This is a genomic window from Roseobacter cerffii (genome assembly GCF_054226325.1).
Genome location: NZ_CM135757.1, coordinates 2,731,161 through 2,757,279 on the forward strand (window position 1 = coordinate 2,731,161; position 26,119 = coordinate 2,757,279).

General features: G+C 63.3%; 29 protein-coding genes. 5 read left to right on the forward strand and 24 right to left on the reverse strand.

The genetic code is table 11. The features are described 5' to 3' along the window. Positions 1-13: 13 nt before the first annotated feature. The 4 genes from ACVC7O_RS13240 to tatA are packed head-to-tail and all read right to left on the reverse strand — an operon-like array spanning position 14 to position 2,414. Positions 14-880 carry an ATP-binding protein gene (locus ACVC7O_RS13240; protein ID WP_458322593.1) on the reverse strand — a complete coding sequence of 289 codons (867 nt, stop codon included), beginning with the start codon at positions 878-880 and terminating at the stop codon, positions 14-16. Then, positions 877-1,752: a twin-arginine translocase subunit TatC gene (gene tatC, locus ACVC7O_RS13245; RefSeq protein WP_458322594.1), complete on the reverse strand. Its 876-nt coding sequence runs from the start codon at positions 1,750-1,752 to the stop codon at positions 877-879. The genes ACVC7O_RS13240 and tatC overlap by 4 nt, the downstream gene beginning before the upstream one ends. Continuing rightward, complete coding sequence (gene tatB, locus ACVC7O_RS13250) at positions 1,749-2,201, reverse strand: Sec-independent protein translocase protein TatB (protein WP_299670966.1); 453 nt, start codon at positions 2,199-2,201, stop codon at positions 1,749-1,751. Before tatB ends, tatC begins: the two co-directional genes overlap by 4 nt. A 3-nt stretch (positions 2,202-2,204) precedes the next feature. Further along, positions 2,205-2,414 (reverse strand): twin-arginine translocase TatA/TatE family subunit, encoded by a 210-nt coding sequence (tatA, locus tag ACVC7O_RS13255; RefSeq protein ID WP_263844751.1) that lies wholly within the window; start codon positions 2,412-2,414, stop codon positions 2,205-2,207. A gap of 216 nt (positions 2,415-2,630) precedes the next feature. On the opposite strand from tatA, the gene ACVC7O_RS13260 reads away from it, so the two are divergent. Both ACVC7O_RS13260 and ACVC7O_RS13265 read left to right on the forward strand, forming a co-directional pair. Continuing rightward, complete coding sequence (locus ACVC7O_RS13260) at positions 2,631-2,960, forward strand: hypothetical protein (protein WP_458322595.1); 330 nt, start codon at positions 2,631-2,633, stop codon at positions 2,958-2,960. Continuing rightward, positions 2,947-3,612 carry a helix-turn-helix transcriptional regulator gene (locus ACVC7O_RS13265; protein WP_458322596.1) on the forward strand — a complete coding sequence of 222 codons (666 nt, stop codon included), beginning with the start codon at positions 2,947-2,949 and terminating at the stop codon, positions 3,610-3,612. Before ACVC7O_RS13260 ends, ACVC7O_RS13265 begins: the two co-directional genes overlap by 14 nt. Before the next feature lie 40 nt (positions 3,613-3,652). On the opposite strand, the gene ACVC7O_RS13270 is transcribed toward ACVC7O_RS13265, so the two are convergent. From ACVC7O_RS13270 to ACVC7O_RS13300, 7 genes are all read right to left on the reverse strand, one after another. Further along, on the reverse strand, positions 3,653-3,883 hold the full coding sequence (locus tag ACVC7O_RS13270) for a glycine zipper 2TM domain-containing protein (protein ID WP_458322597.1): 231 nt from the start codon (positions 3,881-3,883) through the stop codon (positions 3,653-3,655). A gap of 118 nt (positions 3,884-4,001) precedes the next feature. Continuing rightward, entirely contained in the window at positions 4,002-4,361 is a 360-nt protein-coding gene (locus ACVC7O_RS13275; RefSeq protein WP_458322598.1) for a Lin0512 family protein, read from the reverse strand. Beyond that, complete coding sequence (locus ACVC7O_RS13280) at positions 4,354-4,704, reverse strand: Lin0512 family protein (RefSeq protein WP_458322599.1); 351 nt, start codon at positions 4,702-4,704, stop codon at positions 4,354-4,356. Before ACVC7O_RS13280 ends, ACVC7O_RS13275 begins: the two co-directional genes overlap by 8 nt. Before the next feature lie 19 nt (positions 4,705-4,723). Next, on the reverse strand, positions 4,724-5,800 hold the full coding sequence (locus tag ACVC7O_RS13285; RefSeq protein WP_458322600.1) for an ABC transporter ATP-binding protein: 1,077 nt from the start codon (positions 5,798-5,800) through the stop codon (positions 4,724-4,726). Between the two features lie 42 nt (positions 5,801-5,842). Then, positions 5,843-7,201 (reverse strand): sodium:proline symporter, encoded by a 1,359-nt coding sequence (locus ACVC7O_RS13290; protein WP_458322601.1) that lies wholly within the window; start codon positions 7,199-7,201, stop codon positions 5,843-5,845. Between the two features lie 92 nt (positions 7,202-7,293). After that, complete coding sequence (locus ACVC7O_RS13295; RefSeq protein WP_458322602.1) at positions 7,294-8,412, reverse strand: DNA alkylation repair protein; 1,119 nt, start codon at positions 8,410-8,412, stop codon at positions 7,294-7,296. Between the two features lie 3 nt (positions 8,413-8,415). Then, on the reverse strand, positions 8,416-9,195 hold the full coding sequence (locus tag ACVC7O_RS13300; RefSeq protein ID WP_458322603.1) for an SDR family oxidoreductase: 780 nt from the start codon (positions 9,193-9,195) through the stop codon (positions 8,416-8,418). Between the two features lie 140 nt (positions 9,196-9,335). On the opposite strand from ACVC7O_RS13300, the gene ACVC7O_RS13305 reads away from it, so the two are divergent. From ACVC7O_RS13305 to ACVC7O_RS13315, 3 genes are all read left to right on the forward strand, one after another. Beyond that, positions 9,336-10,340: a Hint domain-containing protein gene (locus ACVC7O_RS13305; RefSeq protein WP_458322604.1), complete on the forward strand. Its 1,005-nt coding sequence runs from the start codon at positions 9,336-9,338 to the stop codon at positions 10,338-10,340. Between the two features lie 87 nt (positions 10,341-10,427). Beyond that, entirely contained in the window at positions 10,428-12,035 is a 1,608-nt protein-coding gene (locus ACVC7O_RS13310) for a peptide chain release factor 3 (RefSeq protein WP_458322605.1), read from the forward strand. Between the two features lie 220 nt (positions 12,036-12,255). Next, positions 12,256-13,698 carry a DEAD/DEAH box helicase gene (locus ACVC7O_RS13315; protein ID WP_458322606.1) on the forward strand — a complete coding sequence of 481 codons (1,443 nt, stop codon included), beginning with the start codon at positions 12,256-12,258 and terminating at the stop codon, positions 13,696-13,698. A 73-nt stretch (positions 13,699-13,771) separates the two neighbouring features. Here the strand turns inward: ACVC7O_RS13315 and ACVC7O_RS13320 are convergent, their stop codons facing one another. The 13 genes from ACVC7O_RS13320 to nuoH form a co-directional block, all read right to left on the reverse strand. Then, a complete protein-coding gene (locus ACVC7O_RS13320) occupies positions 13,772-15,439 on the reverse strand; it encodes a ribonuclease J (RefSeq protein WP_458322607.1) in 1,668 nt (555 codons plus the stop codon). Positions 15,440-15,444: 5 nt separating this feature from the next. Further along, a complete protein-coding gene (locus ACVC7O_RS13325) occupies positions 15,445-16,218 on the reverse strand; it encodes a type III pantothenate kinase (RefSeq protein ID WP_458322608.1) in 774 nt (257 codons plus the stop codon). Between the two features lie 12 nt (positions 16,219-16,230). Continuing rightward, a complete protein-coding gene (locus ACVC7O_RS13330; protein ID WP_458322609.1) occupies positions 16,231-16,980 on the reverse strand; it encodes a biotin--[acetyl-CoA-carboxylase] ligase in 750 nt (249 codons plus the stop codon). A gap of 58 nt (positions 16,981-17,038) precedes the next feature. Next, positions 17,039-18,481: an NADH-quinone oxidoreductase subunit NuoN gene (nuoN, locus tag ACVC7O_RS13335; RefSeq protein WP_458322610.1), complete on the reverse strand. Its 1,443-nt coding sequence runs from the start codon at positions 18,479-18,481 to the stop codon at positions 17,039-17,041. A gap of 11 nt (positions 18,482-18,492) precedes the next feature. Next, positions 18,493-20,034 carry an NADH-quinone oxidoreductase subunit M gene (locus ACVC7O_RS13340; protein WP_458322611.1) on the reverse strand — a complete coding sequence of 514 codons (1,542 nt, stop codon included), beginning with the start codon at positions 20,032-20,034 and terminating at the stop codon, positions 18,493-18,495. Further along, positions 20,034-22,106 (reverse strand): NADH-quinone oxidoreductase subunit L, encoded by a 2,073-nt coding sequence (nuoL, locus tag ACVC7O_RS13345; protein WP_458322612.1) that lies wholly within the window; start codon positions 22,104-22,106, stop codon positions 20,034-20,036. Before nuoL ends, ACVC7O_RS13340 begins: the two co-directional genes overlap by 1 nt. Positions 22,107-22,110: 4 nt before the next feature. Continuing rightward, on the reverse strand, positions 22,111-22,416 hold the full coding sequence (gene nuoK, locus ACVC7O_RS13350) for an NADH-quinone oxidoreductase subunit NuoK (protein ID WP_011569388.1): 306 nt from the start codon (positions 22,414-22,416) through the stop codon (positions 22,111-22,113). A 47-nt stretch (positions 22,417-22,463) separates the two neighbouring features. Beyond that, positions 22,464-22,955 (reverse strand): hypothetical protein, encoded by a 492-nt coding sequence (locus tag ACVC7O_RS13355; protein ID WP_458322613.1) that lies wholly within the window; start codon positions 22,953-22,955, stop codon positions 22,464-22,466. 99 nt (positions 22,956-23,054) lie between these two features. Further along, positions 23,055-23,657: an NADH-quinone oxidoreductase subunit J gene (locus ACVC7O_RS13360; protein ID WP_458322614.1), complete on the reverse strand. Its 603-nt coding sequence runs from the start codon at positions 23,655-23,657 to the stop codon at positions 23,055-23,057. Then, a complete protein-coding gene (locus ACVC7O_RS13365; protein ID WP_458322615.1) occupies positions 23,654-24,073 on the reverse strand; it encodes a carboxymuconolactone decarboxylase family protein in 420 nt (139 codons plus the stop codon). The genes ACVC7O_RS13360 and ACVC7O_RS13365 overlap by 4 nt, the downstream gene beginning before the upstream one ends. Further along, positions 24,070-24,453, reverse strand: coding sequence for a carboxymuconolactone decarboxylase family protein (locus ACVC7O_RS13370; RefSeq protein ID WP_458322616.1), 384 nt, complete (start codon positions 24,451-24,453; stop codon positions 24,070-24,072). The genes ACVC7O_RS13365 and ACVC7O_RS13370 overlap by 4 nt, the downstream gene beginning before the upstream one ends. Next, positions 24,450-24,944, reverse strand: coding sequence for an NADH-quinone oxidoreductase subunit NuoI (gene nuoI, locus ACVC7O_RS13375; RefSeq protein WP_458322617.1), 495 nt, complete (start codon positions 24,942-24,944; stop codon positions 24,450-24,452). The genes ACVC7O_RS13370 and nuoI overlap by 4 nt, the downstream gene beginning before the upstream one ends. Before the next feature lie 133 nt (positions 24,945-25,077). Next, a complete protein-coding gene (gene nuoH, locus ACVC7O_RS13380; protein ID WP_159974446.1) occupies positions 25,078-26,115 on the reverse strand; it encodes an NADH-quinone oxidoreductase subunit NuoH in 1,038 nt (345 codons plus the stop codon). Positions 26,116-26,119 lie beyond the last annotated feature (4 nt).

A 26,119-nucleotide genomic window follows, 5' to 3' on the forward strand; every position in this document is an offset into this window, starting at 1 on the left:
CAGGCGAGCAAGGTCATCCGGCTGATGCAACCGGTGAACCACCCAGCGTCACGCCCTTTCGGCCTGCCAGATCGTTGAAATATTGCCATGCGACGCGGCCTGAGCGTGACCCACGCGTGGCCTGCCACTCAATCGCCTCGGCCCGCAGATCGTCCTCACCGATCTTGACACCATAGGCGTCACAATAGCCCCGGATCATCGCCAGGTACTGGTCCTGATCGCAGGGGTGGAAGCCCAGCCACAGCCCGAACCTGTCAGACAGCGACACTTTCTCCTCCACCGCCTCCGACGGGTTGATCGCACTGCCACGCTCGTTCTCGATCATGTCCCGCGGCATCAGGTGGCGCCGGTTCGAGGTGGCATAGAGCACCACGTTCTCCGGGCGCCCTTCGATCCCGCCGTCGAGCACCGCCTTCAGGCTCTTGTAATGCGCATCGTCGTGACCGAAGGACAAATCATCGCAGAACAGGATGAACCGATAAGGCGCGCCGCGCAGCAGGTTCAGCAACCGCCCGACGGACGGCAAGTCCTCGCGTTGCAGCTCAACGATCCGCAACGCATCGTATTCAGCCTGAACTTCGCCGTGGATCGCCTTGACAAGGCTCGATTTTCCCATGCCTCGCGCACCCCAAAGCAGCGCGTTGTTCGCGGGCAGGCCGCGCGCGAATTGTTCGGTGTTCGCCAGCAGCGTATCGCGCGCACGGTCCACCCCGATCAGCAGCCCAAGGTCGACCCGCGCCACGTCCTGCACCGGTTCCAACCGGTCGGGATCCACATGCCAGACAAAAGCGGGGGCGACCGAGAAATCGGGCGCGTCCAGCGGGGCGGGAGCCATCCGCTCCAGCGCCGCCGCGATGCGGTCCATCGGGTCGTCGATCACTTCGTCTGTTCCTCCGCGAGGTCTTCCGCCTCTTCATCGTCCTCGAACCAAACGCCTTCCTTGCGCAGCCGCGCTTCGCGCTTCTTCTCGACCCGTTTCACCAGGAAGATCGAAACCTCATAGAGCCCATAGACCACGACGAAGAGAATGACCTGTGTGATCACATCGGGCGGCGTGACCAGCGCGGCCAGCACGAGAATGGCGACGACCGCATATTTGCGCACGTTGCCCAGGCCCTCGGAGCTGACCAGCCCGGCTTTGCCCATCAGCGTCAGCAACACAGGCAGCTGAAAGCACATGCCAAAGGCGACAATGAACTTGATGGTGAGGTTCAGATACTCCTGCGCCGAGCCCTGGAAAACCACGCTCAACCCCGGCGAGGTTGCCGGGTCGCCGACCACCGCCTCTCCACCTTCGCCGAACTGCTGGAAGCCGAGGAAGAAGTCATAGGCCAGCGGCGTGACCACATAGAAGGCAAAGGACGCGCCCAGCAGGAACATGACCGGCGACGCAATGAGGAAAGGCAGAAACGCCCCTTTCTCATTCTTGTAGAGCCCAGGCGCCACGAACCGCCACATCTGATGCGCGATCACCGGGAAGGCGAGGATGAAGCCGCCCAGCAGAGAGACCTTGATCGCCACGAAGAAGCCTTCCTGCGGGCTGATGAAGATCAGGTCACAATCCTGCCCGCGCTCGGACAGCACGGTGCAAAGCGGATCGGTGAGGAAGTTGAAAATCGGTGTGGCGACGGTGAAGCAGATGATCATGCCCACCAGAAACGCCAGAACAGAGCGGATGAGCCGCGTGCGCAGCTCGGCCAGATGCTCGATCAGTGGTGCCGCGCTGTCGTCAATGTCGTCGGATGCGCTCATGTCTCACTCTTGGCTGGCGGCTCAGCATCGCGCACAGCTTCCAACTCGGCCGCCTTCGCCTGCGCTTCCTCCGCCTCTTTCATCTTGCGATCCGCAGCGGCCCGTGCAGTGGCCGCCTGGATCTTCTTGGCATTTTCGGCGCGTTCCGCCGCCAACTTGCCGGTCTCGCTGTCCGGATCGAACTTGCCGAGATCGGAGGCGGCGCTCTTCACACCGTCCATCGCCGAATTGATCGGGTTGGTCGCCGCTTTCAGCCCTTTGGCCACGTCCTTCACGCCCGCCTCATCGGCGGCATCGTTCATCGCGCGGCTGAACTCGCGCGCCATGCCCTTGGCCTTGCCCACGAACTGCCCCAGCGAACGGAACAGCACCGGCAAGTCCTTCGGGCCCACAACAATCAGCGCGACGATGCCGATGACCAGCATCTCCGTCCAGCCAATATCGAACATGCGCTAGACCTTGTCTTTTTCGGCCTCGGGGGTGACGTCCTTGGCCTCTTCGGACTTGGCGATCTCGTCCTGGCCTTCACTGATGCCCTTCTTGAAGGAGGTGATGCCCTTGCCCACTTCGCCCATCAGGCTGGAAATCTTGCCGCGCCCAAAGAGCACCAGCACCACAACGGCGATCAGCAAAAGGCCCGGAAGCCCAATATTGTTCAACATGATAAATCTCCCGTAAGGTCTCGCCCCGCAAAGCGGGTCTGTCTGCCTCAGCAATACGCGCGCGAACCGCTCTGCAGAAGCCTGAAAGCCGTCGGACACTGCGGGCAAAGGTCGAAAAGTGTAGAAAATTATCGCTCGCCAATCTCAACTGACAGGTTTATGTCAGTTGGTGACCCCTAAGACGGGCGTGTCAAACCAAACATGAAGGACATGCGTATGACCGCCCCAACCGTTGCCGAAATCGTCACCTTCCGCCTCAAGGAAGGCCGCGACCCGGCAGAGTTCGCCCGCGCCGCCGAGGCAATGACCCCGTTTCTGCGCAGCACCGGCGCCATGATCTCGCGCACGCTCAGCGCAGATGCAGACGGGCTCTGGACCGAGTTCATCACCTGGACATCGGAAGCGGCCGCAAAATCGGCGGCTGAGGCGATGTTCGCCCGCTCCGAAGCCGGGCCTTTCATGGAGATGATCGACCAGAGCGACATGTCGATGCGCCATGCGGCGATCTCGCTCTACCTGCCACCGGAGGATCATGCGCCGCACTGATCGCCTTTTCGACATCATCCAGATCCTGCGCGACGGCAAGCTGCACCGCGCGCAGGACATCGCCGCACGGCTGGAGGTTTCCACCCGCACGATCTATCGCGACATGGACACGCTGGTGGCCTCGGGCGTGCCGGTCGAGGGCGAGCGCGGTGTCGGCTATATGATCACTGAAGCGATCAGCTTGCCGCCCTTGAACCTCACCGTGGCGGAACTGGAGGCGCTGAACCTTGGTATGGCCATCGTCGCCGAAGCCGCCGATCCGGACCTCAAGGCCGCAGCGCTCAGCCTCGCCGACAAGGTCGATGCAGTGCTGCCCACGCAGACCATTGCCGACGCCGACCAGTGGAAATTCGCGGTCTACCCCTTCGCCGATGCGGCGCGCGGGTTTGCACATATGCCCACCCTGCGCGCCGCGATCCGCGCCAAGCAAAAGCTCCGCCTCACCTACACCTCGAAGGACGCGCGCGTGACCACCCGGGTGATCCGCCCGCTGCATATGGAATACTGGGGCCGGATCTGGACGCTCACCTCTTGGTGCGAGCTGCGCGAGGATTTCCGGGTGTTCCGGGTCGATCTGATCCAGACCGCCGAGGCGCTCCCCGAGCTCTTTGTGGACGAGCCCGGAAAGACCTTGGCGGACTACGTGCCCTGACCGAACCGAGGCTTTGCACGCGGCGGTCTGGTTCTGACGCCTAGCAGCCCGCGGCGTTGTTGCCTGCGAGACCACCCGCAACGGCACCACCAGCGGTCAGGATGTCTCTGCCGGACCCGCCGCCCAGTTGATTGCCAAGCGCAGCCCCCGCCAAGGCACCTGCAATGCCGGCGCCGGCACAGCCGACCTGCCTTTGTTCATGCGGCGTCGTCGCGCAGGCTTGCAGAAATGTCATGAGGCCGAGAACGGCTACAATACCCAGTTTGTTCATTAGATTTGTCCTTTTTCAGCTCGGATCGCACCGCCAGAAGCGGTCGACCCTTAACCGAATAACGGATCAGGACCGGCAATATTCCAGCATCACCGCGGAAAATTTACCGCCCGTGTATCTAAGGCTTGAGCCGCCAGCCGGTCTGGGGAGGCAGGAAGGCCTCGACACTGGCCTGTGCGATGACAATCGGATCATCGGTATCGGTGCCGACGTTCAGCCCGCCCTTGACCACCCGCACTTCGGCGCGCCCGCGCGGCAGCGTTTCAACAAGTGCTGCCACATCCACGGCCTCGGGCTCCTGCACACCGACCGTCACCTGTACCCGCATCTGGTCATGTGACAGCCCGACGGCGCCAAAAATCGGCAGCGAGGAGTGCCGGAACGCATCCTCGATCGCGCGTTTTGCCGCCTTGGTGTAGTCCTGCCCGTGCAGGTCATTGCCCATGCCCATCTCGATGATCAACCGCTGCTCAGCCACCTGTCCGCTCCATGTCGAACCCCACGGTCAGCGCCACATTCGCCATGATCGTCGGGTTGCCCTCCCCCTCGGGGCGCGCGATATCGAGCCCGCCGTGATGCACCGTGACCTGCGCATCACCATAGGGAAAGACCTTGAGCACCTCCGCCACATCCACCTGATCCGGCTGCTGCACCCCGATGTCCACCCGGATCTGCATGTCGGTCTTCTCAAAGCCAAAGAGTTCGGCCAGGTTGATCGAATTGTGCCACAGCGCGTCTTTCACGCCCCGCACGGCGGCTTGGGTGTAGTCGCCCCGCCGCAGGGATGTACCCATCCCGAATTCCACCAGCAATCGCGTCATCGCAGACCCTCCTGAAGCGTCAAAAGATAAAGCACTTGTCCCGCCGGATCGTCAGCCACATGACCGTGCCCGGCTTCGGCAGAAACACATTCGGCACCGTCGCGCGCAAGACCGAGCCGTCGTAGTCCATGCCAAACTCCACGAGGCTCTCATTGCCCATGAACCGCGCGCGCTGCACCACGCCGCGCGCCGCCGTGCCATCGGTGGCCGTGGGTTTCGGGCCCCGCCCGGCCCTGTCGAAATCGATGCGCACATGCTGCGGGCGGAAGACGATGTCCACATCCGTCCCATCGGGCACACCGGGTGCGAGGAACTGGCCAAAGGGCGTCTCGGCCAGCGCGCCCTGCACCCGCGCCTTCAGCACATTGGTGTCCGAGAAAAACGCCACGGCCGCCCGGTCCACCGGCCGTGTGTAGACATTGTAGGGCGCGCCGTGCTGCACGATGCGCCCGTCCCGCATCAGGGCAATCTCATCCGCCATGCGCATCGCCTCTTCCGGCTCATGCGTGACCAGCAAGACGGCGGTGTTCTCCTCCTTGAGGATGTTCAGCGTCTCGTCGCGGATGCCATCGCGCAGCCGGTTGTCGAGGCCAGAAAAGGGCTCGTCCATCAGCATGATCTTCGGCTTCGGCGCCAAGGCCCGGGCGAGCGCCACCCGCTGCTGCTCACCGCCCGACAGCTGATGGGGAAAGCCGTCAATGAAGCGCATGAGATCCACCCGGGTCAGCAATTCCTCGACCCGCGCGCGCTTCTCGGCCTTGGTCGCCCCCTTCAGGCCAAAGGCCACGTTGTCGGCCACGCTCAGATGTGGGAAGAGCGCAAAGTCCTGAAACATCAGGCCAATCTCGCGCCGCTCGGGCGGCAGGCGGAAGATCGTGTCGCAGACCAGATGCCCGTCCACATAGATTTCGCCGCTGTCCTGCATCTCGACGCCCGCGATCATCCGCAGCGTGGTGGACTTCCCGCAGCCCGACGGGCCCAGCAGGCAGGTCACCTGCCCCGGCTGGATCGCAAAGCTCACATCATCCACCACCGCGCGCCCGTCAAAGGCGCGCCGCAGGTTCCTGATTTCAAGCCGGGGGGGAGGCGTGGTCACGGGTCGGCCCAAATCCGATCAAATTCATCGGATAAGGAGCTATCAGCCCTTCCGCGCCCCTGCAAGCACTGCCGCCATGCCCACGGCGAGAACGCAGATGCAGATCACCAGCAGCTGTTCATACTTGTGCCCCTCGGGCAGGAGCGCGGCCACGCTCGGCCAGTTCCGCGCGAAATAGGCAAATGCCCCCAGCATCGCAGCCCCGTAGGCCACCAGATACGACCAGATCGGCACAGCTCGCATTCTGATCAGCCCGACCAGCAGCACAGGCGCGAGGAACATCGAAGCCGTCCCGCTGACCGCAACCGCGTCGAAGAGCGTCGCATTGCCCCAGAGCGTCAGCGCCGCACCTGCGACCATCACCGCCACCATGACGCCGCGCCCGCCCGCGAGGCTGCGCGCGGCCAGTCCCAGCTCTTCCACGCCAAGCCGGGCCGAAGACGCCAGCGCTGAATCCAGCGTGCTCAGCGCCGAGACCAGAAGCGACACGATCAGCAGCATGAAGACCCATGGCGGGAACATCCCCGCCCAGGTGCCGATCAACTCGCCTTCATAGGGCGCGCCGATCAGGCTCGCCTGGATGCCGAAGAACCCGAAGGCGATGATGCAGAGAGTGGAAATCCAGAAGGCATGCAGGAAGGAGCGGCGCGTGGTCTCTTCATCGGCGAGAAAGCCGCGGTCCATCATCACCGGGTCATGCGCGGGGTAGGAAAAGACCTGCAATGCCGCGACGGCCAGAAGGATCCAGCCGTTGTACGCGCCCGAGACACCGGGGGCCGTCAGCACCGCGCCGAGCGAAAACCCGGGCGAGAGCACCAGCGCGCCGAAGGCCAACACAAGAGCCACGAGGAACAGCAGCATCTGCACCACATCGGTCCGCAGCGCCGCGCTGAGCCCGCCCCAGGCGGAGTAGGCCAGCCCCAGCACCGAAACGATAAGGATCGCCACCGTGCCGCTGCCTCCGGCGAGCGCATCAAAGATCAGCCCGACCACCAGCAGATTGGCAAAGACCTCGGACAGCAGGCGCAGCCCGATCACGAGGTTATAGGTGCCCTGCCCCACGCGCCCGAAGCGCGCACCCAGCCAGTCCTGCACCGAGCCCGCACCGTTGCGGCGCAGATGCGCGACGATCAACCCGCCGGTCAGGAACGATCCGTAGTAGGCGGCATAGGCCAGCGTGCCCGCAATGCCGTAGTAGTAACCGAGGATGGCCGAATTCATCAGCGAGCGGGCGAAAATCCACGTGGTCACCTGGCTCAGCACCAGCATCCAGAGCCCCGGCGCGCGGCCCTCGGCGCTCTGCCCGCCGAAGAAGCCATCGACCGTGGCACGACGGGGCGCAGCCAACAGGCTCACCGCGACCACCGCCGCAAAAAGAATAATCAGAACCGTGGTTTGCATGGATGTCGCCCTTTTGTCGTCCGCGTGACGCAAGAGCTAACCGAGCGGCGCATGCACCGCCACCGGCCTGTCGGGAATGTGAAGCGGCGCGATCAGGTCAGCGCGAAGATGGCCTCTGCCCGGTCGACGCCGTTGACCTGCACTGTGACCTTATGCGCGCCCGGATAGAGCCGAAACGTGGTCGCATCGCCCTTGAGCTTATGCACTTTGCGCGCGGCGAACGGCTTGGTCGGGGTTGCCCGCCCTTGCTTGAGCTTGAAGACCTTCTCGCCGGTCTTGCCCTCGGGTCGTGCGAAGGTGATGCGGTAGTCCACCAGCACCGGCAGATCAACATCGCTGGCCACACTGCAGCTGAAGGTCAGCGCCTCCCCCATGGCGACCTGCGGTGTTTCGATCTCGAGCTTGACGCTCACCGGCACGCTGGCATCGAACCCCAGCGCCGTCATCGCGCCCGCATGTCCTTGCTTGATCAGTGTGCGCAGGGCGTGGCGCGTCATCCAGTCGAGCTCCTTCGCCGCCTGCGTACCCTTGGACGTCCACTCCGCCAAGCGGCCCAACACCAGATCATCATGTGTCTTGGAGAGGTCATTCAGATGGTTGGAGACCGAGCGGGTGACAAAGCGCGTCGGATCGCCATGCAGCCGGTCGAGCAGCGGCAGCGTCTGATCGGGCGTCAGCACAACCGCCTTGGCCCAAGGCAGCTTGGGCCGGGTGCCCTCGCTGACCAGCCGCCGTACGTGATAGTTCTCGTCTTCGGCCCAGAGCGCCAGCTCGGCCAGTGTGTCCTCCGTCCAGCGGTTCAGGAACGGCCGGATGTAGAACTCCATCGAAAACCGCTGAGTTGCGGCGTAGAGCAGCGCCATGGCCCGCGCGCGGTGCTCCTCCAGCCCGTGCCTCACAGCGAGAATCCCCGGCACCGCATGGATGAACTGGCCGAAGTCATCGTCCCGCAGCGTCGGGTCGAGCCGCGCGGGCATCGCCGCCTCGAGCTGGTCCGCCATCGTCGGAAAGTCGGTGGCCAACTGCGCCTCGGCGCAATCGGCCAGCCACTCCATCCGCGCCATCAACTCGCGCTCGGGGAAGCCCGCCAGCGCCTCTTCTTCGAAGCGCGCGGCATCGAAGCCCGGCACCCCTTGCGCAAACTCCCCCGCCAGCTGGCCCACCGTGCGCGGGTTGAAGAGATCGTCCTTCAGCGAGTATCCGGCGGCCATAGCTCAGATCGTGGCGTTGGTGGCGCCGCCGTCACAGAGGATATTCTGCCCGACGATGAAGCCCGCATGCTGCGAGCAGAGAAACGCGCAGGTGGCGCCGAACTCCTCGCGGGTGCCATAGCGCCCCGCTGGGATCGTCGCGGACCGCCGCGCGCGCGCCTCTTCCATGCTGATCCCTTCCCGTTCGGCCACCGGGCCATCAAGCGCCTGCGCCCGGTCGGTAGCGTGGATGCCCGGCAGCAGGTTGTTGATGATCACGCCCGATCCGGCCACCTGGCGGCTGGTGCCCGCCACATAGCCGGTCAGCCCGGTGCGGGCCGCATTGCTCAATCCCAGCTGCGGGATCGGTGCCTTGACCGACTGCGAGGTGATGTTGACCACCCGACCCCAGCCGCGCTCCATCATGCCCGGCACCAGCGCCTTGATCATCGCAATGGGCGCCAGCATGTTGGCGTCGAGCGCCTTGATGAAGTCCTCGCGGTCCCAATCGTGCCACATGCCCGGCGGCGGACCACCTGCGTTGTTGACCAGGATATCGGCCTCACCCGCCGCACTCAGAACCGCCGCGCGGCCCCCGTCCGTGGTGATATCGGCGGCCACGACCTCGACCGAGACACCATGTGCTGTGCGGATCGCTTCGGCGGTGGTCTCCAGCGCCTCGGCGCCGCGCGCATTGAGGACCAGATCGCAGCCTGCCGCCGCCAGCGCCTCGGCGCAGCCGCGACCGAGACCTTTTGACGAGGCACAGACAACCGCGCGTTTACCTTTAATCCCCAAATCCATGGCATCCTCCTTGAATGATTCACGCATGCGTAGCACCGCCGCCACAGACAAGGCCAGTCAAAGACCCGCAAAGTTGACCCGAGGTCCCCACAAATCTAGGCTGCCCCGTCGAGAACCGCCTATTGAAAGCCCGCCCGCCCATGTCCGAGCCCACCACATACCAGTCGATCACCGCGCTGCGTGCGTCGGATATGGTCGTGGTCTCCGGGGCCAATGACGGGGATCCGCTGAGCTTTGCCAGCGATCTGATCATGGATGATATCTATGAGCTGCAAGGCGATGCGCAGCCACAGCGCCTCGGCCTCATCTGCGATCCGGACGGCGGGTTTCGGGTCGGCGCAGACACTGAGATTGGGCGCCCGGACGCGCAGGTGCATGTGGATTGCCTGCTGACGCTGATGGCGCAGAACACGCCCGTGACCGAGGTTCTGGTCCTCGTGCAGACCGATGCGGAGGGGCATGCGGAGGAGGTCTTTGCCTGGCCCCTGGCCCCGCTCACGCCAAAAACCGAATACCAGCTGGTCGGGATCGACCGCGCGCAGGCGCTGCAGAAGCTGGCGCAAGTGGCCTGTGTGTCCTTCACGCGCGGCACGCATATCACGCTGAGCTCGGGTCGCCAGCGACCGATCGAAGACCTGAAGCCCGGCGATGAGGTGCTGACCCGCGATGACGGGGTGCAGGCGATCCGCTGGATCGGCCAGAGCACCCTGCGGGCGGTCGGGGAATTCGCGCCGATCCGGATTGCCGCGGGGACGTTGAACAACGCGCGTGACCTCATCGTGAGTCCCGATCACCGGCTCTTCATCTATCAACGCACCGACCGGCTTGGCGCCGGGCGGGCGGAGCTTCTGGTGAAAGCCCGGCATCTGGTGAACGGCACGACCGTGACCGTGGATCAGGGCGGGTTTGTGGACTACTTCCAGCTGCTCTTCGACACCCATCAGATCATCTACGCCGAAGGCATCGCCGCGGAATCGATGTTTGTCGATGGGCGCACGGCGGCGCTCCTGCCGCCGACCCTGAACAACGCGGGAGACGGGGCAGAGCGCTATCATCGCGACGACATGAAGGGGCTGGAAGTGCAGGAAGACCTGCTCGATCATCCCGACGCTGCCGAGCTTCTGCGCCGCGCCTCGCTGCGCTGACGGGCGGGTGGCCTGAAAGCCCACCCCACCTGCCTGCTCCACGCGCAGCGCTTGCCGCGAGGGGCGCGCCTCGCTATATGCGCGCTTATGTTGGACAGCCCCAAAAACCGCCCCGATCTGCCGCCCGAGATTGCGCGCCGTCGTACCTTTGCGATCATCAGCCACCCGGACGCGGGCAAGACGACGCTGACCGAGAAATTCCTACTGTTTGGTGGCGCGATCCAGATGGCCGGCCAGGTGCGCGCCAAGGGCGAGGCACGGCGTACGCGCTCGGATTTCATGGCGATGGAGAAGGACCGCGGCATCTCGGTCTCCGCCTCTGCCATGTCCTTTGATTTCAAGGAGTTCCGGTTCAATCTGGTCGACACACCCGGCCACTCGGATTTCTCCGAAGACACCTATCGCACGCTCACTGCCGTGGATGCGGCCGTGATGGTGATCGACGGCGCCAAGGGCGTGGAAAGCCAGACGCAGAAGCTCTTCGAGGTCTGCCGCATGCGCGATCTGCCGATCCTCACCTTCTGCAACAAGATGGACCGCGAAAGCCGCGATGTCTTCGAGATCATCGACGAGATCCAGGAAAACCTGGCCATCGACGTGACCCCGGCAAGCTGGCCCATCGGGGTCGGGCGCGACTTCCTCGGCTGCTATGACATCCTGCGCGACCGGTTGGAGCTGATGGACCGGGCCGACCGGAACCGCGTCGCCGAGAGCATCGAGATCAACGGTCTGGACGATCCGAAACTGGCCGAGCATGTGCCCGAAACCCTGCTCGACAAACTGCGCGAGGAGCTCGAGATGGCGCGTGAGTTGCTGCCACCGCTGGACATGGCCGCGATGCACGAAGGCTCGCTGACCCCCATCTGGTTCGGCTCGGCGATCAACTCCTTCGGAGTGAAGGAACTGATGGAGGGGATCGCCTCTTACGGCCCGCAACCGCAGATCCAGACGGCGGAGCCGCGCCAGATCCTGCCCGAGGAGAAGAAGGTCGCCGGCTTCGTCTTCAAGGTGCAGGCCAATATGGACCCGAAACACCGCGACCGCGTGGCCTTTGTGCGCCTCGCCTCGGGGCATTTCGAGCGCGGCATGAAGCTGACCCATGTGCGCTCGAAAAAACCCATGGCGATCAGCAACCCGGTGATGTTCCTGGCCTCTGACCGCGAGCTCGCCGAGGAGGCCTGGGCCGGCGACATCATTGGCATCCCCAACCACGGCCAGCTGCGCATCGGCGACACGCTGACCGAGGGCGAGGCGATCCGGGTGACCGGCATCCCCTCCTTCGCACCGGAACTGCTGCAGGGCGTGCGCGCGGGCGATCCGCTGAAGGCCAAACACCTGGAAAAGGCGCTGATGCAGTTCGCCGAAGAGGGCGCCGCGAAGGTGTTCAAACCCTCCATCGGGTCGGGCTTCGTCGTCGGAGTGGTTGGGCAGCTGCAATTCGAAGTGCTCGCCAGCCGGATCGAGTTGGAATACGGGCTGCCGGTGCGCTTTGAAGCCTCGCAATTCACCTCCGCCCGTTGGGTCAGCGGTGCAAAACCGGTCGTCGACAGCTTCACGGAGGCCAACAAACAGCACATCGCCCATGACCACGACGGTGACATCGTCTACCTCACGCGGCTGCAATGGGACATCGACCGCGTCGCCCGCGACTACCCCGATGTGACGCTGAGCGCGACAAAGGAAATGATGGTGTGACGCCGAAGCCGCGATAACTGCCCGGAAACCGCGCACCACTATGCCCGCCACACCAGATTTTTCCGTGGATTCACCAATAGATAGTAGAGTGATTTGACGCTGGTCACACATGTTGCTATGCACGCCCGCATGTCGCGGCCTGTCGCCGCCTATTTGGGCCATGCGGGCCGACATGAACGCTGCTGCGGGCCAAGACAGTGTCCGCTAAAACCGGACACATATGACCAAATTCTCTGATCTGAATCTGAATCCAAAAGTTCTGAAAGCCATAGACGAGGCGGGCTATGAAAGCCCCACGCCAATCCAGGCCGGGGCCATTCCCCCGGCGCTCGAAGGCAAGGATGTGCTGGGCATCGCCCAGACCGGCACCGGCAAGACCGCCAGCTTCACGCTGCCGCTGATCACGCAACTCGCTCGCGGGCGCGCGCGGGCGCGCATGCCGCGCAGCCTTGTGCTTTGCCCCACGCGGGAACTGGCCGCCCAAGTGGCCGAGAACTTCGACACCTACGCCAAATACGTCAAGCTGACCAAGGCGCTGCTGATCGGCGGGGTGAGCTTCAAGGAACAGGACCTGCTGATCGACAAGGGCGTCGATGTGCTGATCGCAACGCCAGGTCGCCTGCTCGATCATTTCGAGCGCGGCAAGCTGATCCTGAACGATGTGAAGGTCATGGTCGTGGACGAGGCCGACCGCATGCTCGACATGGGGTTCATCCCCGACATCGAACGCATCTTTGGCCTCACGCCCTTCACCCGGCAGACGCTGTTTTTCTCCGCCACCATGGCCCCCGAGATCGAGCGTATCACCAACACCTTCCTCTCCGCGCCCGAGCGGATCGAGGTCGCGCGCCAGGCCACGACGGGTGAGAACATCGAACAGGGTGTGATCATGTTCAAGGGCAGCCGTCGCGACCGCGAGGCGTCTGAAAAGCGCAAGGTGCTGCGCGCGGTGATCGATGCGGAAGGTGAAAAATGCACCAATGCGATCGTCTTCTGCAACCGGAAGGTCGATGTGGATATCGTCGCGAAATCCCTGAAGAAATACGGCTATGACGCGGCCCCGATCCACGGCGATCTGGACCAGTCGCAACGCACCCGCACGCTGGACGGGTTTCGCGATGGCACGCTGCGCTTCCTCGTGGCCTCGGATGTGGCGGCGCGCGGGCTCGATGTGCCCTCGGTCAGCCACGTCTTCAATTTCGACGTGCCCAGTCATGCGGAAGACTATGTGCACCGCATTGGGCGGACGGGCCGCGCCGGGCGCGACGGCAAGGCGGTGATGATTTGCATCCCGCGCGACGAAAAGAACCTCGCGGACATCGAGAAACTGGTCCAGCGTGAAATCCCGCGGATCGACAACCCGCTGAAGAGCGCGGCGTCTGATCCGGCCCCGGCCCCCGATGCCGAGGGCAAGACCGACGAGAAGCCCAAGCGCAGCCGGTCGCGTGGCCGCAAGAAAGACGAGGCGGAGACGGCAAAGCCGGTGGAGACCGAAGCGCCCTCCGAGGATGCCCCCAAGCGCAGCCGCGGTCGTCGCGGTTCAGGCTCAGGTTCCGGCAAGTCAGGCGACAAACCTGAGCGCGGCGGCAACAAGGTCGTGGGCCTCGGCGATCACACCCCCGAGTTCATCGGCCTGAGCTTCAAGGAACGCAGCGCGGGTTGACACACCCGGCTTCTTTGGCTGTCAAATATCCTCCCCGAAGGGCCGGGTTGCCCCATGAGCCCCGCCAGACAGCCTAGCTCAAGCGGCTCACCACAATCGTGACTTCCGGCTTGCGCCCGATCTCATCGAGCGCGGTCTGCCGCACGATGCGCTTCATGCCGTCATGCAGCTTGTCATCGTCCCGCAGTGTCTTCGCCCCCGCCCGCGCGAGCCATTGGCCCAGATCGGCCTCCAGCACATCCACCAGCGACGCTCGGCTGCTGCCCGTCTCAGGCAGACCCATCAGTTCGCACCACGGCTCGCCCAGCGGTTCGTCCTCGTCATCCAGAATGACCGTGACAACCACATGACCGTTCAGCGCCATGCGGATGCGGTCGCGCACAACACCATCCAGCGCGCCGATCTGCACGGAGCCGTCCAGATAGGTCCGCCCGGTCTCGATGTACTCGGCAATCGTCGGCTGGTTGCCCGAGAGATCCACCATCATCCCGTTGACCGCCAGCACACCGGTCATCCCGTTGCGCTCGGCCAGCCTCGCGTGTTCCCGCAGATGCCGGTGCTCGCCGTGCATCGGAATCACCACCTGCGGCTTCACGATGCTGGTCAGCCGCTCCAGATCGGGCCGGTTCGCATGGCCCGAAACGTGATAGAGCCCGGTGCTGTCATCGACCACATCCACGCCCTGCTCGGAAAAGGCGTTGATGATGCGGATCACCCCCTTCTCGTTGCCGGGAATGGTCTTGGAGGAGAAGAGGAAGAGATCGCCCTCCTTCATCTCCATGCCCTGATACTTGCCGCGCGACAGCTGCGCCGAGGCCGCGCGCCGCTCGCCCTGGGAGCCAGTCACCAGCAACATCAGGTTCTCGCGCGGGATGTCCTTCGCGTCCTCCGGCGGCACCACGCGTGGAAAGTCGGTCAAAACACCTGCCTCCACCGCAGCCTCAACCATGCGTTTCATCGCCCGCCCCATCAGCACGATGGAGCGCCCGGCGCGCTCGCCCGCTTCGGCCAGCGTCTTCACCCGCGCCACGTTCGAGGCAAAGGTCGTCGCGACGACCATGCCTTTCGCCTGCTCGACCAGCTTGGTGATCTCCGGGCCGACACTTGCCTCAGACCGGCCTTCGTGCTGGGAAAACACATTGGTGCTGTCACAGATCAGCGCCTTCACCCCGTCCTTGCTGACCTCGGCCCAGAGGTCCGCATCGAAGGGCTCGCCCACCAGCGGCGTCTCGTCGAGCTTGAAGTCACCGGAGTGGATCACCCGCCCATCGGGGCTGTCGATCACCATGGAAGAGCTTTCCGGGATCGAATGCGAGATCGGCAGGAAGCCCACGGAAAACGGCCCCGCCGCGATCTTTTCGGGCCAGGCCGAGACCACCTGCACAGCGTCCTCGGGATGGCCCTGCTCCTCCATCTTGCGCCGAGCGATATTCGCCGTGAAGGGCCGCGCGTAGATCGGCGCGCGCAGCTGCCCGTAGGTATGCGCCACCGCGCCAATGTGATCTTCATGCGCATGGGTGATGAAGACCGCCTCGATCTGGTCGCGCCGCTCTACCAGCCAGGCGATGTCCGGCAGGATCAGATCGACCCCGGGGCTCGTTTCCATGTCCGGAAAGGCAACGCCGAGATCGACGACAATCAGCCGCTCCTTGCCCGGGCGGCCATAGCCATAGACATAGCAGTTCATGCCAATTTCACCCGCGCCGCCAAGCGCGAGGTAGATCAATCGTTCGTTGCTCATGAGGGTTAAGCGGTGTCCTTGTTATACTTGTGGATCACGGTCAGACCGTGCGTTGTCAGATCATCTTCGAAGGCGTCAAACAGCGCCTCGGATTGCTGGAAAAGCGGGGCCAGCCCCCCCGTTGATATCACGCGCATCTCGCGGTCGCGTTCCGCCTTGATCCGGGCACATATCTCACGCACCAGACCGATGTAACCCCAGAAGACGCCCGATTGCATGCAGGCCACGGTATTTGTGCCTACAACAGCCTGCGGTTTGGAGATATCCACATGCGGCAGGGCCGCCGCCGCCTGGTGCAGTGCCTCGAGGCTCAGGTTCACGCCTGGCGCGATCACCCCGCCCACATAGGCACCATCGCTGGCCACCACGTCAAAGGTCGTGGCCGTGCCGAAGTCCACCACGATCAGATCACCGCCATAGAGATCATGCCCCGCCACGGTATTGACCAGCCGGTCCGGCCCCACCTGCGTGCCCTGATCCACCCGCACATCCACCGGCAGCAGGCAGTCGGGCTTGCCCACCACCAGCGGTCGCGTGTTGAAATAGCGGTCCGCCATGACGCGCAGGTTGAAGACCACGCGCGGTACGGTCGAGGAAATGATCATGTCGGTGATCTGAACATCCAGCGACTGCAGCTTCATCAGTGTGCTCAGCCAGACGTAATACTGATCCGCCGTGCGCTGCCATTCGGTTGAGGTGCGCCAGGACGCGAGGAACTGCTCGCCGTCCCAGATCGCAAAGACCGTGTTCGTGTTGCCGCAATCAATCGCCAGAAGCATGGGCCGCCCCCTTCAGAAAAACACATCCGCCGCGGCAATCGCGCGCATCTCTTTGGGCGTCCGCAGCAAAAGGTTACCATCCGCGTCCACGTCCTCAAAGGTGCCCGCGATCTCCTCGCGGCCCGTCCGTGCAGTGACCGCCTCGCCCAACCGCGCGGCGTGCTGCATCCACGCGGCGCGAATGGGCGCAAAACCATGTGTGGTGAACTGCTGCTCAAGCGGTGCATAGGCCCGGGCAAGTGCGTCGAGAAAGGCCTCGGCGCTAACCGTCAGACCAAGCTCACTGCGCAGCGAAACGGGGCGGATCGCCCCCGGCTCCACCTCCTCGGCACCCGGCGCCGCCACAAGGTTGACCCCCACGCCAATCGCCAGTGGCCCCATCGCACCGCCTTGGCCTGTGCTCTCCAGCAGAATGCCCGCGACCTTGCCGCCGCGCAGCAGGACATCATTGGGCCACTTCAGCGCAAAGGCATCGCCGCGCCCACAGACCTCGACAAACGCGCGGTGCAGCGCCAGCGACATCACAAAGGACCGCAGCGCCGCCACACCCGGAGGCTCGTCCGGACGCAGGATCAGTGTGGCCGCAAAATTACCCTTTGGCATGGCCCAGGCCCGCCCGCGACGCCCCCGCGCAGCGGTTTGCCGGTGCGCCAGAACCCAGAATGGCGCAGGCGTGTCCGCGGCTCGGGTGAGGCCCTCGTCCAGCGTGGACCCGGCCTCCTCCAAAACCACCCGGCCATATCCGTCCGGCCAATGGCTCATGGTGCCGTCAGACGAAGAGTGTCGCCGAAGGGGCGTCCGGTCGCCAAGTGCATCCCGATCAGTTGAGCAGCGTCGCTGCAGCCGCTGCAGCCGCCGATTCCACGCCGAACATATTCGCGATGCCCAGAACCATGATCGCCGCAGACGCCATCAGGAACCCCGACAGAAGCGGCGAGCCCCCTGCGTCGATGCCCTCTTCCGCCTCGTCGCCGAAGTACATGTAGAAGACGATGCGCAGATAGTAATAGGCCCCAATGACCGACGCGATCACACCGGCCACCGCCAACCACGCCAGCCCCGCCTCATAGGCCGCGCGCAGCACATAGAACTTGCCGAAGAAGCCCAACATCGGCGGCACACCCGCGAGCGAGAACAGCAGCACAAGCATCGCCAGCGCCTTGCCCGGCTCACGCTTGGCGTACATGTTCAGCGCCCCGATATCCGTGACAGGCTGGCCATCCTTCTCCATCATCAGGATGAAGGCGAAGGTGCCCACGTTCATGGTCACGTAGATGGCCATATAGATCAGCATCGCCTGCACACCGAGCACCGTACCTGCCGCGAGGCCCATCAGCGCATAACCCATATGGGCAATCGAGGAAAAAGCCATCAGACGCTTGATATTGGTCTGCCCAATCGCCGCGACAGCGCCCAGGAACATCGAGAGCACCGACAGCAACGCCACGATCTGGCTCCAGTCGCTCACCGCATTGCCAAAGGCGTCATGCAGCACGCGCGCAAAGAGCGCCATGGCCGCCACTTTCGGCGCGGTGGCAAAGAACGCGGTGACCGGCGTGGGTGAGCCTTCATAGACGTCCGGCGTCCACATGTGGAAGGGCACGGCCGAGACCTTGAACGCCATCCCCGCCATCAGGAAGACAAGGCCAAAGAGCAGCCCCAGCGAGACCTCGCCCGCCTGTGCGGTTTCAATGATTCCCGAGAAGAGCGTGGTGCCCGCATAGCCGTAAACCAGCGATGCGCCATATAGCAGAAGGCCCGAGGAGAGCGCCCCCAGCACGAAATACTTCAACCCGGCTTCGGTCGATTTCACCGAGTCCCGGCGCAAGGACGCCACTACGTAAAGCGCCAGCGACTGCAGCTCCAACCCCATGTAAAGCGCCATCAGGTCGGCCGCAGAGACCATGACCATCATGCCCACAGCACTCAACGCCACAAGCAGCGGATACTCAAAGCGCAGCAGATCGCGCTGCTTCATGTAAGCCTCGGACATCACCAGAACGGCGGCGGCGGCCAACAGGATCGTGACCTTCGCAAAGCGCGCAAAGCCATCGATCATCAGCATCCCGTTAAAGGCACTCCGCGCGCCCTCGCCCGTCGTTCCAATCCAGGCGGCAAGTGCGACCATCACGCCTGCGGTCATCCAGACCAGCGTCGACGCGAGCCCGTCCTTGGTGGTGTAGACCGCCACCAACAGCATCCCCATCGCGTAAACCGCGAGCAGGATTTCCGGCAGCACAAGGGTCAGATCAGCGGCAGTCATCGCGTGTTCCTTCAGTTCGACGCCAGCTGGTTGGCGGCCTCAGCCGCGGCCAGCGCCGTGTCGTAGTTTGAGACCAGATTTGCCACCGCGGGCCCGGTGATATCCAGCACCAACGCGGGGTAAACACCCAGCAGCAGGGTCATCGACACCAGCGGCGCAAAGATCCAACGCTCGCGCGGGGTCATATCGGTGATCGAGCGCAGGCTCTCCTTGATCAGATCGCCCATAACCACCCGGCGATAGAGCCAGAGCGCGTAAGCGGCGGAGAAGATCACACCCGTGGTCGCCACAGCCGCAACCCAGGTGTTGACCTGGAAAGTCGCCATCAGGGTCAGGAATTCACCCACGAACCCGGAGGTGCCCGGCAAGCCCACATTGGCCATCGTAAACAGCATGAAGATCAGTGCATAGGCCGGCATCCGGTTCACGAGGCCGCCATAGGCGTCGATCTCGCGCGTATGCATCCGATCATAGATCACGCCGACGCAGAGGAAGAGCGCGCCTGAGATGAAGCCGTGGCTGATCATCTGGAAGATCGCACCATCCACGCCCTGCCGGTTCGCCGCAAAGATGCCCATGGTCACAAAGCCCATATGCGCGACTGAGGAATAGGCGATCAGCTTCTTCATATCCTCCTGCACCAGCGCGACCAGCGAGGTGTAGACAATCGCAATGGCCGACATCCACAGCACCAGCGGCGTTAGCACCTCCGCCCCCACCGGGAACATCGGGATCGAAAACCGCAGGAAGCCATAGCCACCCATCTTCAGCAGGATCGCCGCAAGCACGACCGAGCCCGCCGTCGGCGCCTGCACGTGGGCATCCGGCAGCCAGGTGTGCACCGGCCACATCGGCATCTTGACCGCAAAGCTGGCGAAGAACGCGAGGAACAGAAGCGTCTGCAGGCCGCCTACGATGGTCACGCCCGCAATCGAGAAGGTCTCGAAGTCGAACTGATGCCGCAGCAGTTGCTCGATGTCGGTGGTTCCCGCTTCGGCGAACATCCCGACCATCGCCACCAGCATCAGCACCGAGCCGAGGAAGGTGTAGAGGAAGAACTTGAAACTCGCATAGATGCGGTTCGCCCCGCCCCAGATCCCGATGATCAGGAACATCGGGATCAGACCGGCCTCGAAGAAGAGGTAAAACAGCACCAGATCGAGCGCCATGAAGACACCAAGCATCAGCGTCTCCAGCATCAGGAATGCGATCATGTATTCCTTCACGCGCACCGTCACATTCCACGACGCCGCAATCACCAGCGGCATCATGAAGGTGGTCAGCATCACGAAAAGCACCGAGATGCCATCGACACCCATCTTGTATTGCAGACCCAGAAGCCACGGCGCCTCTTCCACAAACTGGAAGCCCGTATCGTTGGGGTCGAACTCCGCCAGGATGAACAGCGAGATGAGGAAGGTCATCGTCGTCGCGGCCATCGCCAGCCACTTGGCGTTGCGGTTGGCCGCCTCATCATCGCCGCGCAGGAAGATCAGCAGGATCAGCGCCGCAACTGCCGGGATAAAGGTCACAATGGAAAGCAGGTTGTCCATCAGTTGGCTCCCCCGGAGAGCGACATCCACGTGACCAGCACCGCGATGCCGATCACCATGGCAAAGGCGTAGGTGAAAATGTATCCGGACTGCGCGCGGCCCGCGAGGCGCGTGAAGAAGGGGATGATGCCCATGGCGACGCCGTTGAGGCTGCCGTCAATCACATCGCCATCGCCGCGCCGCCAGAAGAAGCGGCCAATCCACTTCGCCGGGCCCACAAAGATGACGTCGTAGATCTCGTCAAAGTACCACTTGTTCTTAAGGAACAGGTACAGCGGCCGCTGGTTCTCGGCCAAGCGCTTCGGCAGCTCCGGGTTCACGATGTAGAACCAGAACGCCACGGCAAGCCCCAAAACCATCGAAATGAATGGCGAGAGCTTCACCCATGTGGGCACGTAATGCGCCTCGTGCAGCACCGTATTCTCGGGGGCGATGTAGATGCCCGCACCGCCAGGCGCATCTTCCATCACATAGTGCAGCTCCGACGCCTTCGGGCTGCGCTCCGCCACCGCGGCTTTAATCTCGTCGCTCGGCTCTTCGTAGTGACCGCCGAAGAAGGTGATGACCTCGTTCTGCTTGCCGAAGAAGCTCGAATACCAGATTGCCCCGGCGAAAACCGACCCCAACGCCAGCACGCCCAACGGGATCAGCATCGTCATGGGACTTTCATGCGCATGTTCATAGGTGTGCTTGTCCCCCCGCGGCTCCCCCCAGAAGGTCAGGAACATGAGCCGCCAAGAGTAGAAGGAGGTAAACAGTGCCGCAATCACCAGCGCCCAGAAGGCAAAGCCACCGGGCATCGCCGCATAGGCGCTCTCGATCACCGCATCCTTCGACGCAAAACCGGCAAACCCGATCCACCCGGTGAGCGGGATGCCCACGCCGGTGATCGCCAGCGTGCCGATGAGCATGGCCCAGAAGGTGTAGGGCAGCTTCTTGCGCAGCCCGCCATAGTTCATCATGTCCTGCTCGTGGTGCATCCCGTGGATGACCGAGCCCGCGCCGAGGAACAGCATCGCCTTGAAGAACGCGTGGGTGAAGAGGTGGAACATCGCCACCGAATAGGCACCTACGCCCGCCGCCACGAACATATAGCCGAGCTGCGAGCAAGTCGAATAAGCGATCACGCGTTTGATGTCAGTCTGCACCAGGCCGACCGTGGCGGCAAAGAACGCCGTCGCTGCCCCCAGCATCGTCACGAACATCATCGCTTGCGGCGCGAACTCCATGACCGGCGACATGCGGCAGACGAGGAAAACCCCAGCCGTCACCATGGTCGCCGCGTGGATCAGCGCGGACACCGGTGTCGGCCCCTCCATCGCGTCCGGCAGCCAGGTGTGCAGGATCAGTTGAGCCGACTTGCCCATGGCACCGATAAACAGCAGGAAAGCCACCAGATTGGCCGCGTTCCACTCCCCCCAGAGGAAGGTCAGCTGCGTCTCCGCCAGATCAGGTGCGGCCGCAAACACGTCGTCGAAGTTGATGCTGTCGGTGAGGAAGAAGAGCGCAAAAATCCCCAGCGCGAACCCGAAATCGCCGACACGGTTGACCACAAACGCCTTGATCGCCGCCGCATTGGCACTTGGCTTGCGGTAGTAGAACCCGATCAGCAGGTATGACGCGACGCCCACGCCTTCCCAGCCGAAGAACATCTGCACCAGATTGTCCGAGGTCACCAGCATAAGCATCGCGAAGGTGAAGAAGCTGAGATACGCAAAGAACCGCGGCTTATAGGTCTCGCCCTCGCGCCACTGTGGGTCGTGATCCATATAGCCAAAGGAATAAAGGTGCACGAGGCTGGAGACCGTGGTGATCACGATCAGCATGATCGCCGTAAGCCGGTCGAGCCGGATCGCCCAATCGGTGCTGAGCGTGCCGCTTTCGATAAAGCGTAAAATCTGGATCTGCTCGGTCGTCCCATCGAACGTCAGGAAGACCACCCAGCTCAGGATCGCCGAGACGAACAGCAGCGAGGTGGCGATCCACAGCGCCGCCGTCTCGCCAAAGACACGCCAGCCAAAGCCACAGAGAAGCGCGCCAACCAGCGGGGCAAAGAGGATGATGGTTTCCATGGTCTCAGCCCTTCATCACATTGACGTCTTCCACGGCAATCGTGCCGCGGTTGCGGAAGAAACATACGAGGATGGCGAGGCCGATCGCCGCCTCCGCCGCGGCAACCGTCAGCACAAAGAGCGTGAAGACCTGCCCCACCAGATCGTCCAGGAAGCTGGAGAAGGCAACCAGATTGATGTTCACCGCCAGCAGCATCAGTTCAATACTCATCAGCAGGATGATGATGTTCTTGCGGTTTAGAAACAGCCCGAAGATGCCGATGACAAAGAGCGTCGCCGCCACTGTCAGGTAGTGTTCAAGTCCGATCATGTCGCCCCTCCGGGATGTATCCCGATTCTTCCTTGACGTGCCGCGCCTCAGCCCAGCACAAATTCCGTCTTATCGCCGCGCGTGTCCGGATAGAAGGCCGCGCAGGCACATGTTTCCTCATTGCGGGTCTCGATCCGCACATCGCGGGTGAAGCCCTTCAGCTCATCCGCCATCCGCTCCAGGGTCGCGAAAACCCGCGCGCCGGACTCGTGTTTGGCGATCACCTTCAACGCATCCTCGACGCGATCAAACGGGAAGCGCGCGTTCATATTCTCTTCGGCGGCACGAAAGGTCAGCGCCGCGCCGGGCTTGCAATCCATCACCGTGATGTCGGTGGCCGAGCCTTCCTGAGACCACCAATCGCGCCACATCACCCGGCCCTCACCGAGGTCCCAGTGATCGGCCTCACCGCCATGGCTGATGTGTGTGATGCGGGTGCAGTCTTCGACCGACAGCGCCTGCGCGCCGCCCGCCGCAAACAGGATCAACCCCGTCGCCGCGACCCGAACCGCCTGCCATGTTCCGCCTTGAAGCCCCATCGTCTTGTCCTTGCCGGCCTCAACGCCGGTTGAAATATCCAAATGCCGCGAACACCGCGACCGCAACGGCCACCAGAATGGCAATCTGATCGCCCTCCATTACAAGCCCTGCCCGGGCTTCACATCCTTCAGCTCCATCGCGGTCGCCGGGTCGCGCATCATCTGTGCGACCACGTCCTGCCGTTTCACATCCGAGCGGTGGCGCAGCGTCAGCACGATCGCCCCGATCATCGCCACGAGCAGGATCAGCCCCGCCAGCTGGAACAGAAGGAAGTACTGATCATAGAGGATCATCCCCAGCGCCTCGGTGTTGTGTCGATCCACCGGCGTCACCTGCGCGCGGAAGCCATCCGCCGCCGCGTTGCTCTCCCAGGCGCCAAAGGCCATCACGAATTGCATCAGGATCACCACGCCGATGAGCAGCGCGAGCGGCATGTATTTCGCCATCTCCGCCTTCAGCTCGGCGAAATCCACGTCGAGCATCATCACCACAAAGAGGAACAGCACCGCAACCGCGCCCACATAGACGATGATCAGCAGCATCGCCACGAACTCCGCGCCCAAGAGCACAAAGAGCCCCGCAGAGCTGAGAAACGCGAGGATCAGCCAAAGCACCGAATGCACCGGGTTGCGGCTGATCACGGTGAAGAGCCCGCCTGCGATCACGCTGATCGCAAAGAGATAAAAGGCAAAAACCGTCATTCCTCGTCCTTTCCTTCGTCCAGCACCTGCTGCGCCAGCTCCAGCGCCCGCGTCATCGCCGGCAGGCCCGCAAACATCGACATCTGGCCGATGGTCTCGACGATGTGCTGCTCAGTGGCCCCGGCTTCCAGCGCATGGCGCACCGCTTGCCGGAAGGCAATGTCGTTCTGCGCGCCCTGCATCGTCAGCCCCGCGAGCGTCAGCAGCATCCGCGTACGCGCGTCCAGAGAGCCCTCGTTCAGCGCATTGCCGAACATCATTTCCATCATGTCCTTGGGCATGGTGCCCATCATTTTCTCGAACCCCTTGGGCGTGAAGGCCTCCATCGCCGGGAAGGCCTTAGCCATCTCCTGCGCCTGGGTGAACATCGCCGCAAAAGGGTTCGCGCCTTCGAAGGGGTTCTTCGTATCGCTCATGCGGCCTCCTCCTCGAAGACCTCAAGCGCGGAGTTGAGCGCGTTGATCATGGCCGGGAAGCCGCCGTAAAGCGCCATCTGGTTGATCACCTCGGCCACCTCGCGCTGCGTAGCGCCTGAGCGCAGCGCATTGCGGACATGCACCTTGAGCTGCGGGCCGGTCTGCCCACCAAGCGCCGCCAACGCGGCCACGGTCGCGAGATAGCGCGTCTTATCGTCGAGCCCCTCGCGCGTGTAATAGTGGCCGAAGGCCACCTCCATCATCGACGTCGAAAACCCCGGCAGGATCGCGTCATAGCGCGCCGCCAGCGTTGCCTCGATGCCGGGATTGGTGGCCTCGGCCATCGCCTTGCCGCGTTGATATGCGTCGGACGTGGTCATCGGTAAGGCGCGTCCAGCTCCAGGTTGCGGGCGATCTCGGCCTCCCAGCGCTCGCCGTTGGCCAGCAGCTTGTCCTTATCGTAGTAGAGCTCTTCCCGTGTCTCGGTGGAGAACTCGAAGTTCGGCCCTTCGACAATCGCATCCACCGGACAGGCTTCCTGACAGAAGCCGCAATAGATGCATTTGGTCATGTCGATGTCATAGCGCGTGGTACGGCGCGACCCATCCTCGCGCGGCTCTGCATCGATGGTGATCGCCTGCGCGGGGCAGATCGCCTCGCAAAGCTTGCAGGCGATGCAGCGTTCCTCGCCGTTCGGGTAGCGGCGCAGCGCGTGCTCGCCCCGGAAACGGGGGGACAGCGGCCCCTTCTCATGCGGGTAGTTCACGGTTGCCTTGGGCCCGAAGAAGTACTTGAGCCCCAGTTTCATGCCGACCCAGAAATCCTGCAGCAGGAAATACTTGGCGGCGCGGGTGTAGTCGATCTGTGTCATCGGTTACCTCCAGTGCCCCAGCATCGCGCCTGACCCTGAGGGTGGGCGCAATCGCGCCCGCCCTGTGGGGCGGGGTCGGGCGCGATGCAATGCGCCTTGCGCATTGCGGAACTCTCTATGTCAAACTGTCGGCTCATCCGCCCATACCCCAGCGCGCATAGGCGCCCCAGAACCACTCGAATTTGGCAGCGAAGGCCACGAAGACGACCCAGACGAGGCTGAAAGGCAGGAACACTTTCCAGCCCAGCCGCATCAGCTGGTCATAGCGGTAGCGCGGTGTGATCGCCTTCACCATCGCGAAGATGAAGAAGAAGAACGCCATCTTCGCCACCATCCAGAGCGCGCCATCGGGCAGCCCGGGGATGGGCGACAGCCAGCCGCCGAAGAACAGCAGTGAGGTCAGCGCGCACATCAGGAAGATGGCGATGTATTCCCCCGCCATGAAGAGCAGGAACGGCGTCGAGGAATATTCTACCTGATAGCCCGCCACGAGCTCGGACTCCGCTTCCGGCAAGTCAAACGGCGGACGGTTAGTCTCGGCCAGACAGGAGATGAAGAACAGGAAGACCATCGGGAAATGCGGCAGCCAGTACCAGCTGAAAAACCCGTAGGGCCCGTCCTGCGCCGCTACGATGCCGCCGAAATTCATCGACCCCGTCGAGATGATCACCCCGATGATGATCAGGCCCAGCGACACCTCGTAAGAGATCATCTGCGCGGCAGACCTCAGCGAACCGAGGAACGGATACTTCGAGTTCGAGGCCCAGCCGCCCATGATCACGCCGTAAACCTCCAGCGAGGAGACGGCGAAGACAAAGAGGATGGCCACGTTGATGTCGCTCAGCACCCAGGTCTCGTTGAACGGGATCACCGCCCAGGCAATCAGCGCCAGCACAAAGGACGTCATCGGCGCCAGCATGAAGACGGTCTTATCCGCGCCCGCGGGCACCACGACCTCTTTCACCACGTATTTCAGCGCATCCGCAACGGTCTGCAAGAGCCCGAAGGTGCCCACCACGTTCGGCCCCCGGCGCATCTGCACCGCGGCCCAAATCTTGCGGTCGCCGTAGACCAGGAACAGCAGCGAGACCATGACAAAGCCGACCACCGCCAGCACCTGGGCCAGGATGATCACGGCAATGCCGCCGGGGGTGGTAAAGAAGTCAGCCATAGGT

Excerpts from the sequence above, each read along its gene's own strand:
- nuoI (WP_458322617.1), bottom strand. The coding sequence starts at position 24,944 with ATGACACAGATCGACTACACCCGCGCCGCCAAGTATTTCCTGCTGCAG.
- ACVC7O_RS13290 (WP_458322601.1), bottom strand. The coding sequence starts at position 7,201 with ATGCAAACCACGGTTCTGATTATTCTTTTTGCGGCGGTGGTCGCGGTG.
- nuoL (WP_458322612.1), bottom strand. The coding sequence starts at position 22,106 with ATGGAAACCATCATCCTCTTTGCCCCGCTGGTTGGCGCGCTTCTCTGT.
- ACVC7O_RS13280 (WP_458322599.1), bottom strand. The coding sequence starts at position 4,704 with ATGACGCGATTGCTGGTGGAATTCGGGATGGGTACATCCCTGCGGCGG.
- ACVC7O_RS13325 (WP_458322608.1), bottom strand. The coding sequence starts at position 16,218 with ATGCTTCTGGCGATTGATTGCGGCAACACGAACACGGTCTTTGCGATC.
- ACVC7O_RS13270 (WP_458322597.1), bottom strand. The coding sequence starts at position 3,883 with ATGAACAAACTGGGTATTGTAGCCGTTCTCGGCCTCATGACATTTCTG.
- ACVC7O_RS13320 (WP_458322607.1), bottom strand. The coding sequence starts at position 15,439 with ATGAGCAACGAACGATTGATCTACCTCGCGCTTGGCGGCGCGGGTGAA.
- ACVC7O_RS13355 (WP_458322613.1), bottom strand. The coding sequence starts at position 22,955 with ATGGGGCTTCAAGGCGGAACATGGCAGGCGGTTCGGGTCGCGGCGACG.
- nuoH (WP_159974446.1), bottom strand. The coding sequence starts at position 26,115 with ATGGCTGACTTCTTTACCACCCCCGGCGGCATTGCCGTGATCATCCTG.
- nuoK (WP_011569388.1), bottom strand. The coding sequence starts at position 22,416 with ATGATCGGACTTGAACACTACCTGACAGTGGCGGCGACGCTCTTTGTC.
- ACVC7O_RS13340 (WP_458322611.1), bottom strand. The coding sequence starts at position 20,034 with ATGGACAACCTGCTTTCCATTGTGACCTTTATCCCGGCAGTTGCGGCG.
- ACVC7O_RS13370 (WP_458322616.1), bottom strand. The coding sequence starts at position 24,453 with ATGACCACGTCCGACGCATATCAACGCGGCAAGGCGATGGCCGAGGCC.
- ACVC7O_RS13300 (WP_458322603.1), bottom strand. The coding sequence starts at position 9,195 with ATGGATTTGGGGATTAAAGGTAAACGCGCGGTTGTCTGTGCCTCGTCA.
- tatB (WP_299670966.1), bottom strand. The coding sequence starts at position 2,201 with ATGTTCGATATTGGCTGGACGGAGATGCTGGTCATCGGCATCGTCGCG.
- nuoN (WP_458322610.1), bottom strand. The coding sequence starts at position 18,481 with ATGACTGCCGCTGATCTGACCCTTGTGCTGCCGGAAATCCTGCTCGCG.
- tatA (WP_263844751.1), bottom strand. The coding sequence starts at position 2,414 with ATGTTGAACAATATTGGGCTTCCGGGCCTTTTGCTGATCGCCGTTGTG.
- ACVC7O_RS13315 (WP_458322606.1), top strand. The coding sequence starts at position 12,256 with ATGACCAAATTCTCTGATCTGAATCTGAATCCAAAAGTTCTGAAAGCC.
- ACVC7O_RS13365 (WP_458322615.1), bottom strand. The coding sequence starts at position 24,073 with ATGAGCGATACGAAGAACCCCTTCGAAGGCGCGAACCCTTTTGCGGCG.
- ACVC7O_RS13305 (WP_458322604.1), top strand. The coding sequence starts at position 9,336 with ATGTCCGAGCCCACCACATACCAGTCGATCACCGCGCTGCGTGCGTCG.
- ACVC7O_RS13260 (WP_458322595.1), top strand. The coding sequence starts at position 2,631 with ATGACCGCCCCAACCGTTGCCGAAATCGTCACCTTCCGCCTCAAGGAA.
- ACVC7O_RS13360 (WP_458322614.1), bottom strand. The coding sequence starts at position 23,657 with ATGACGGTTTTTGCCTTTTATCTCTTTGCGATCAGCGTGATCGCAGGC.
- ACVC7O_RS13295 (WP_458322602.1), bottom strand. The coding sequence starts at position 8,412 with ATGGCCGCCGGATACTCGCTGAAGGACGATCTCTTCAACCCGCGCACG.
- ACVC7O_RS13265 (WP_458322596.1), top strand. The coding sequence starts at position 2,947 with ATGCGCCGCACTGATCGCCTTTTCGACATCATCCAGATCCTGCGCGAC.
- ACVC7O_RS13310 (WP_458322605.1), top strand. The coding sequence starts at position 10,428 with ATGTTGGACAGCCCCAAAAACCGCCCCGATCTGCCGCCCGAGATTGCG.
- tatC (WP_458322594.1), bottom strand. The coding sequence starts at position 1,752 with ATGAGCGCATCCGACGACATTGACGACAGCGCGGCACCACTGATCGAG.
- ACVC7O_RS13330 (WP_458322609.1), bottom strand. The coding sequence starts at position 16,980 with ATGAGCCATTGGCCGGACGGATATGGCCGGGTGGTTTTGGAGGAGGCC.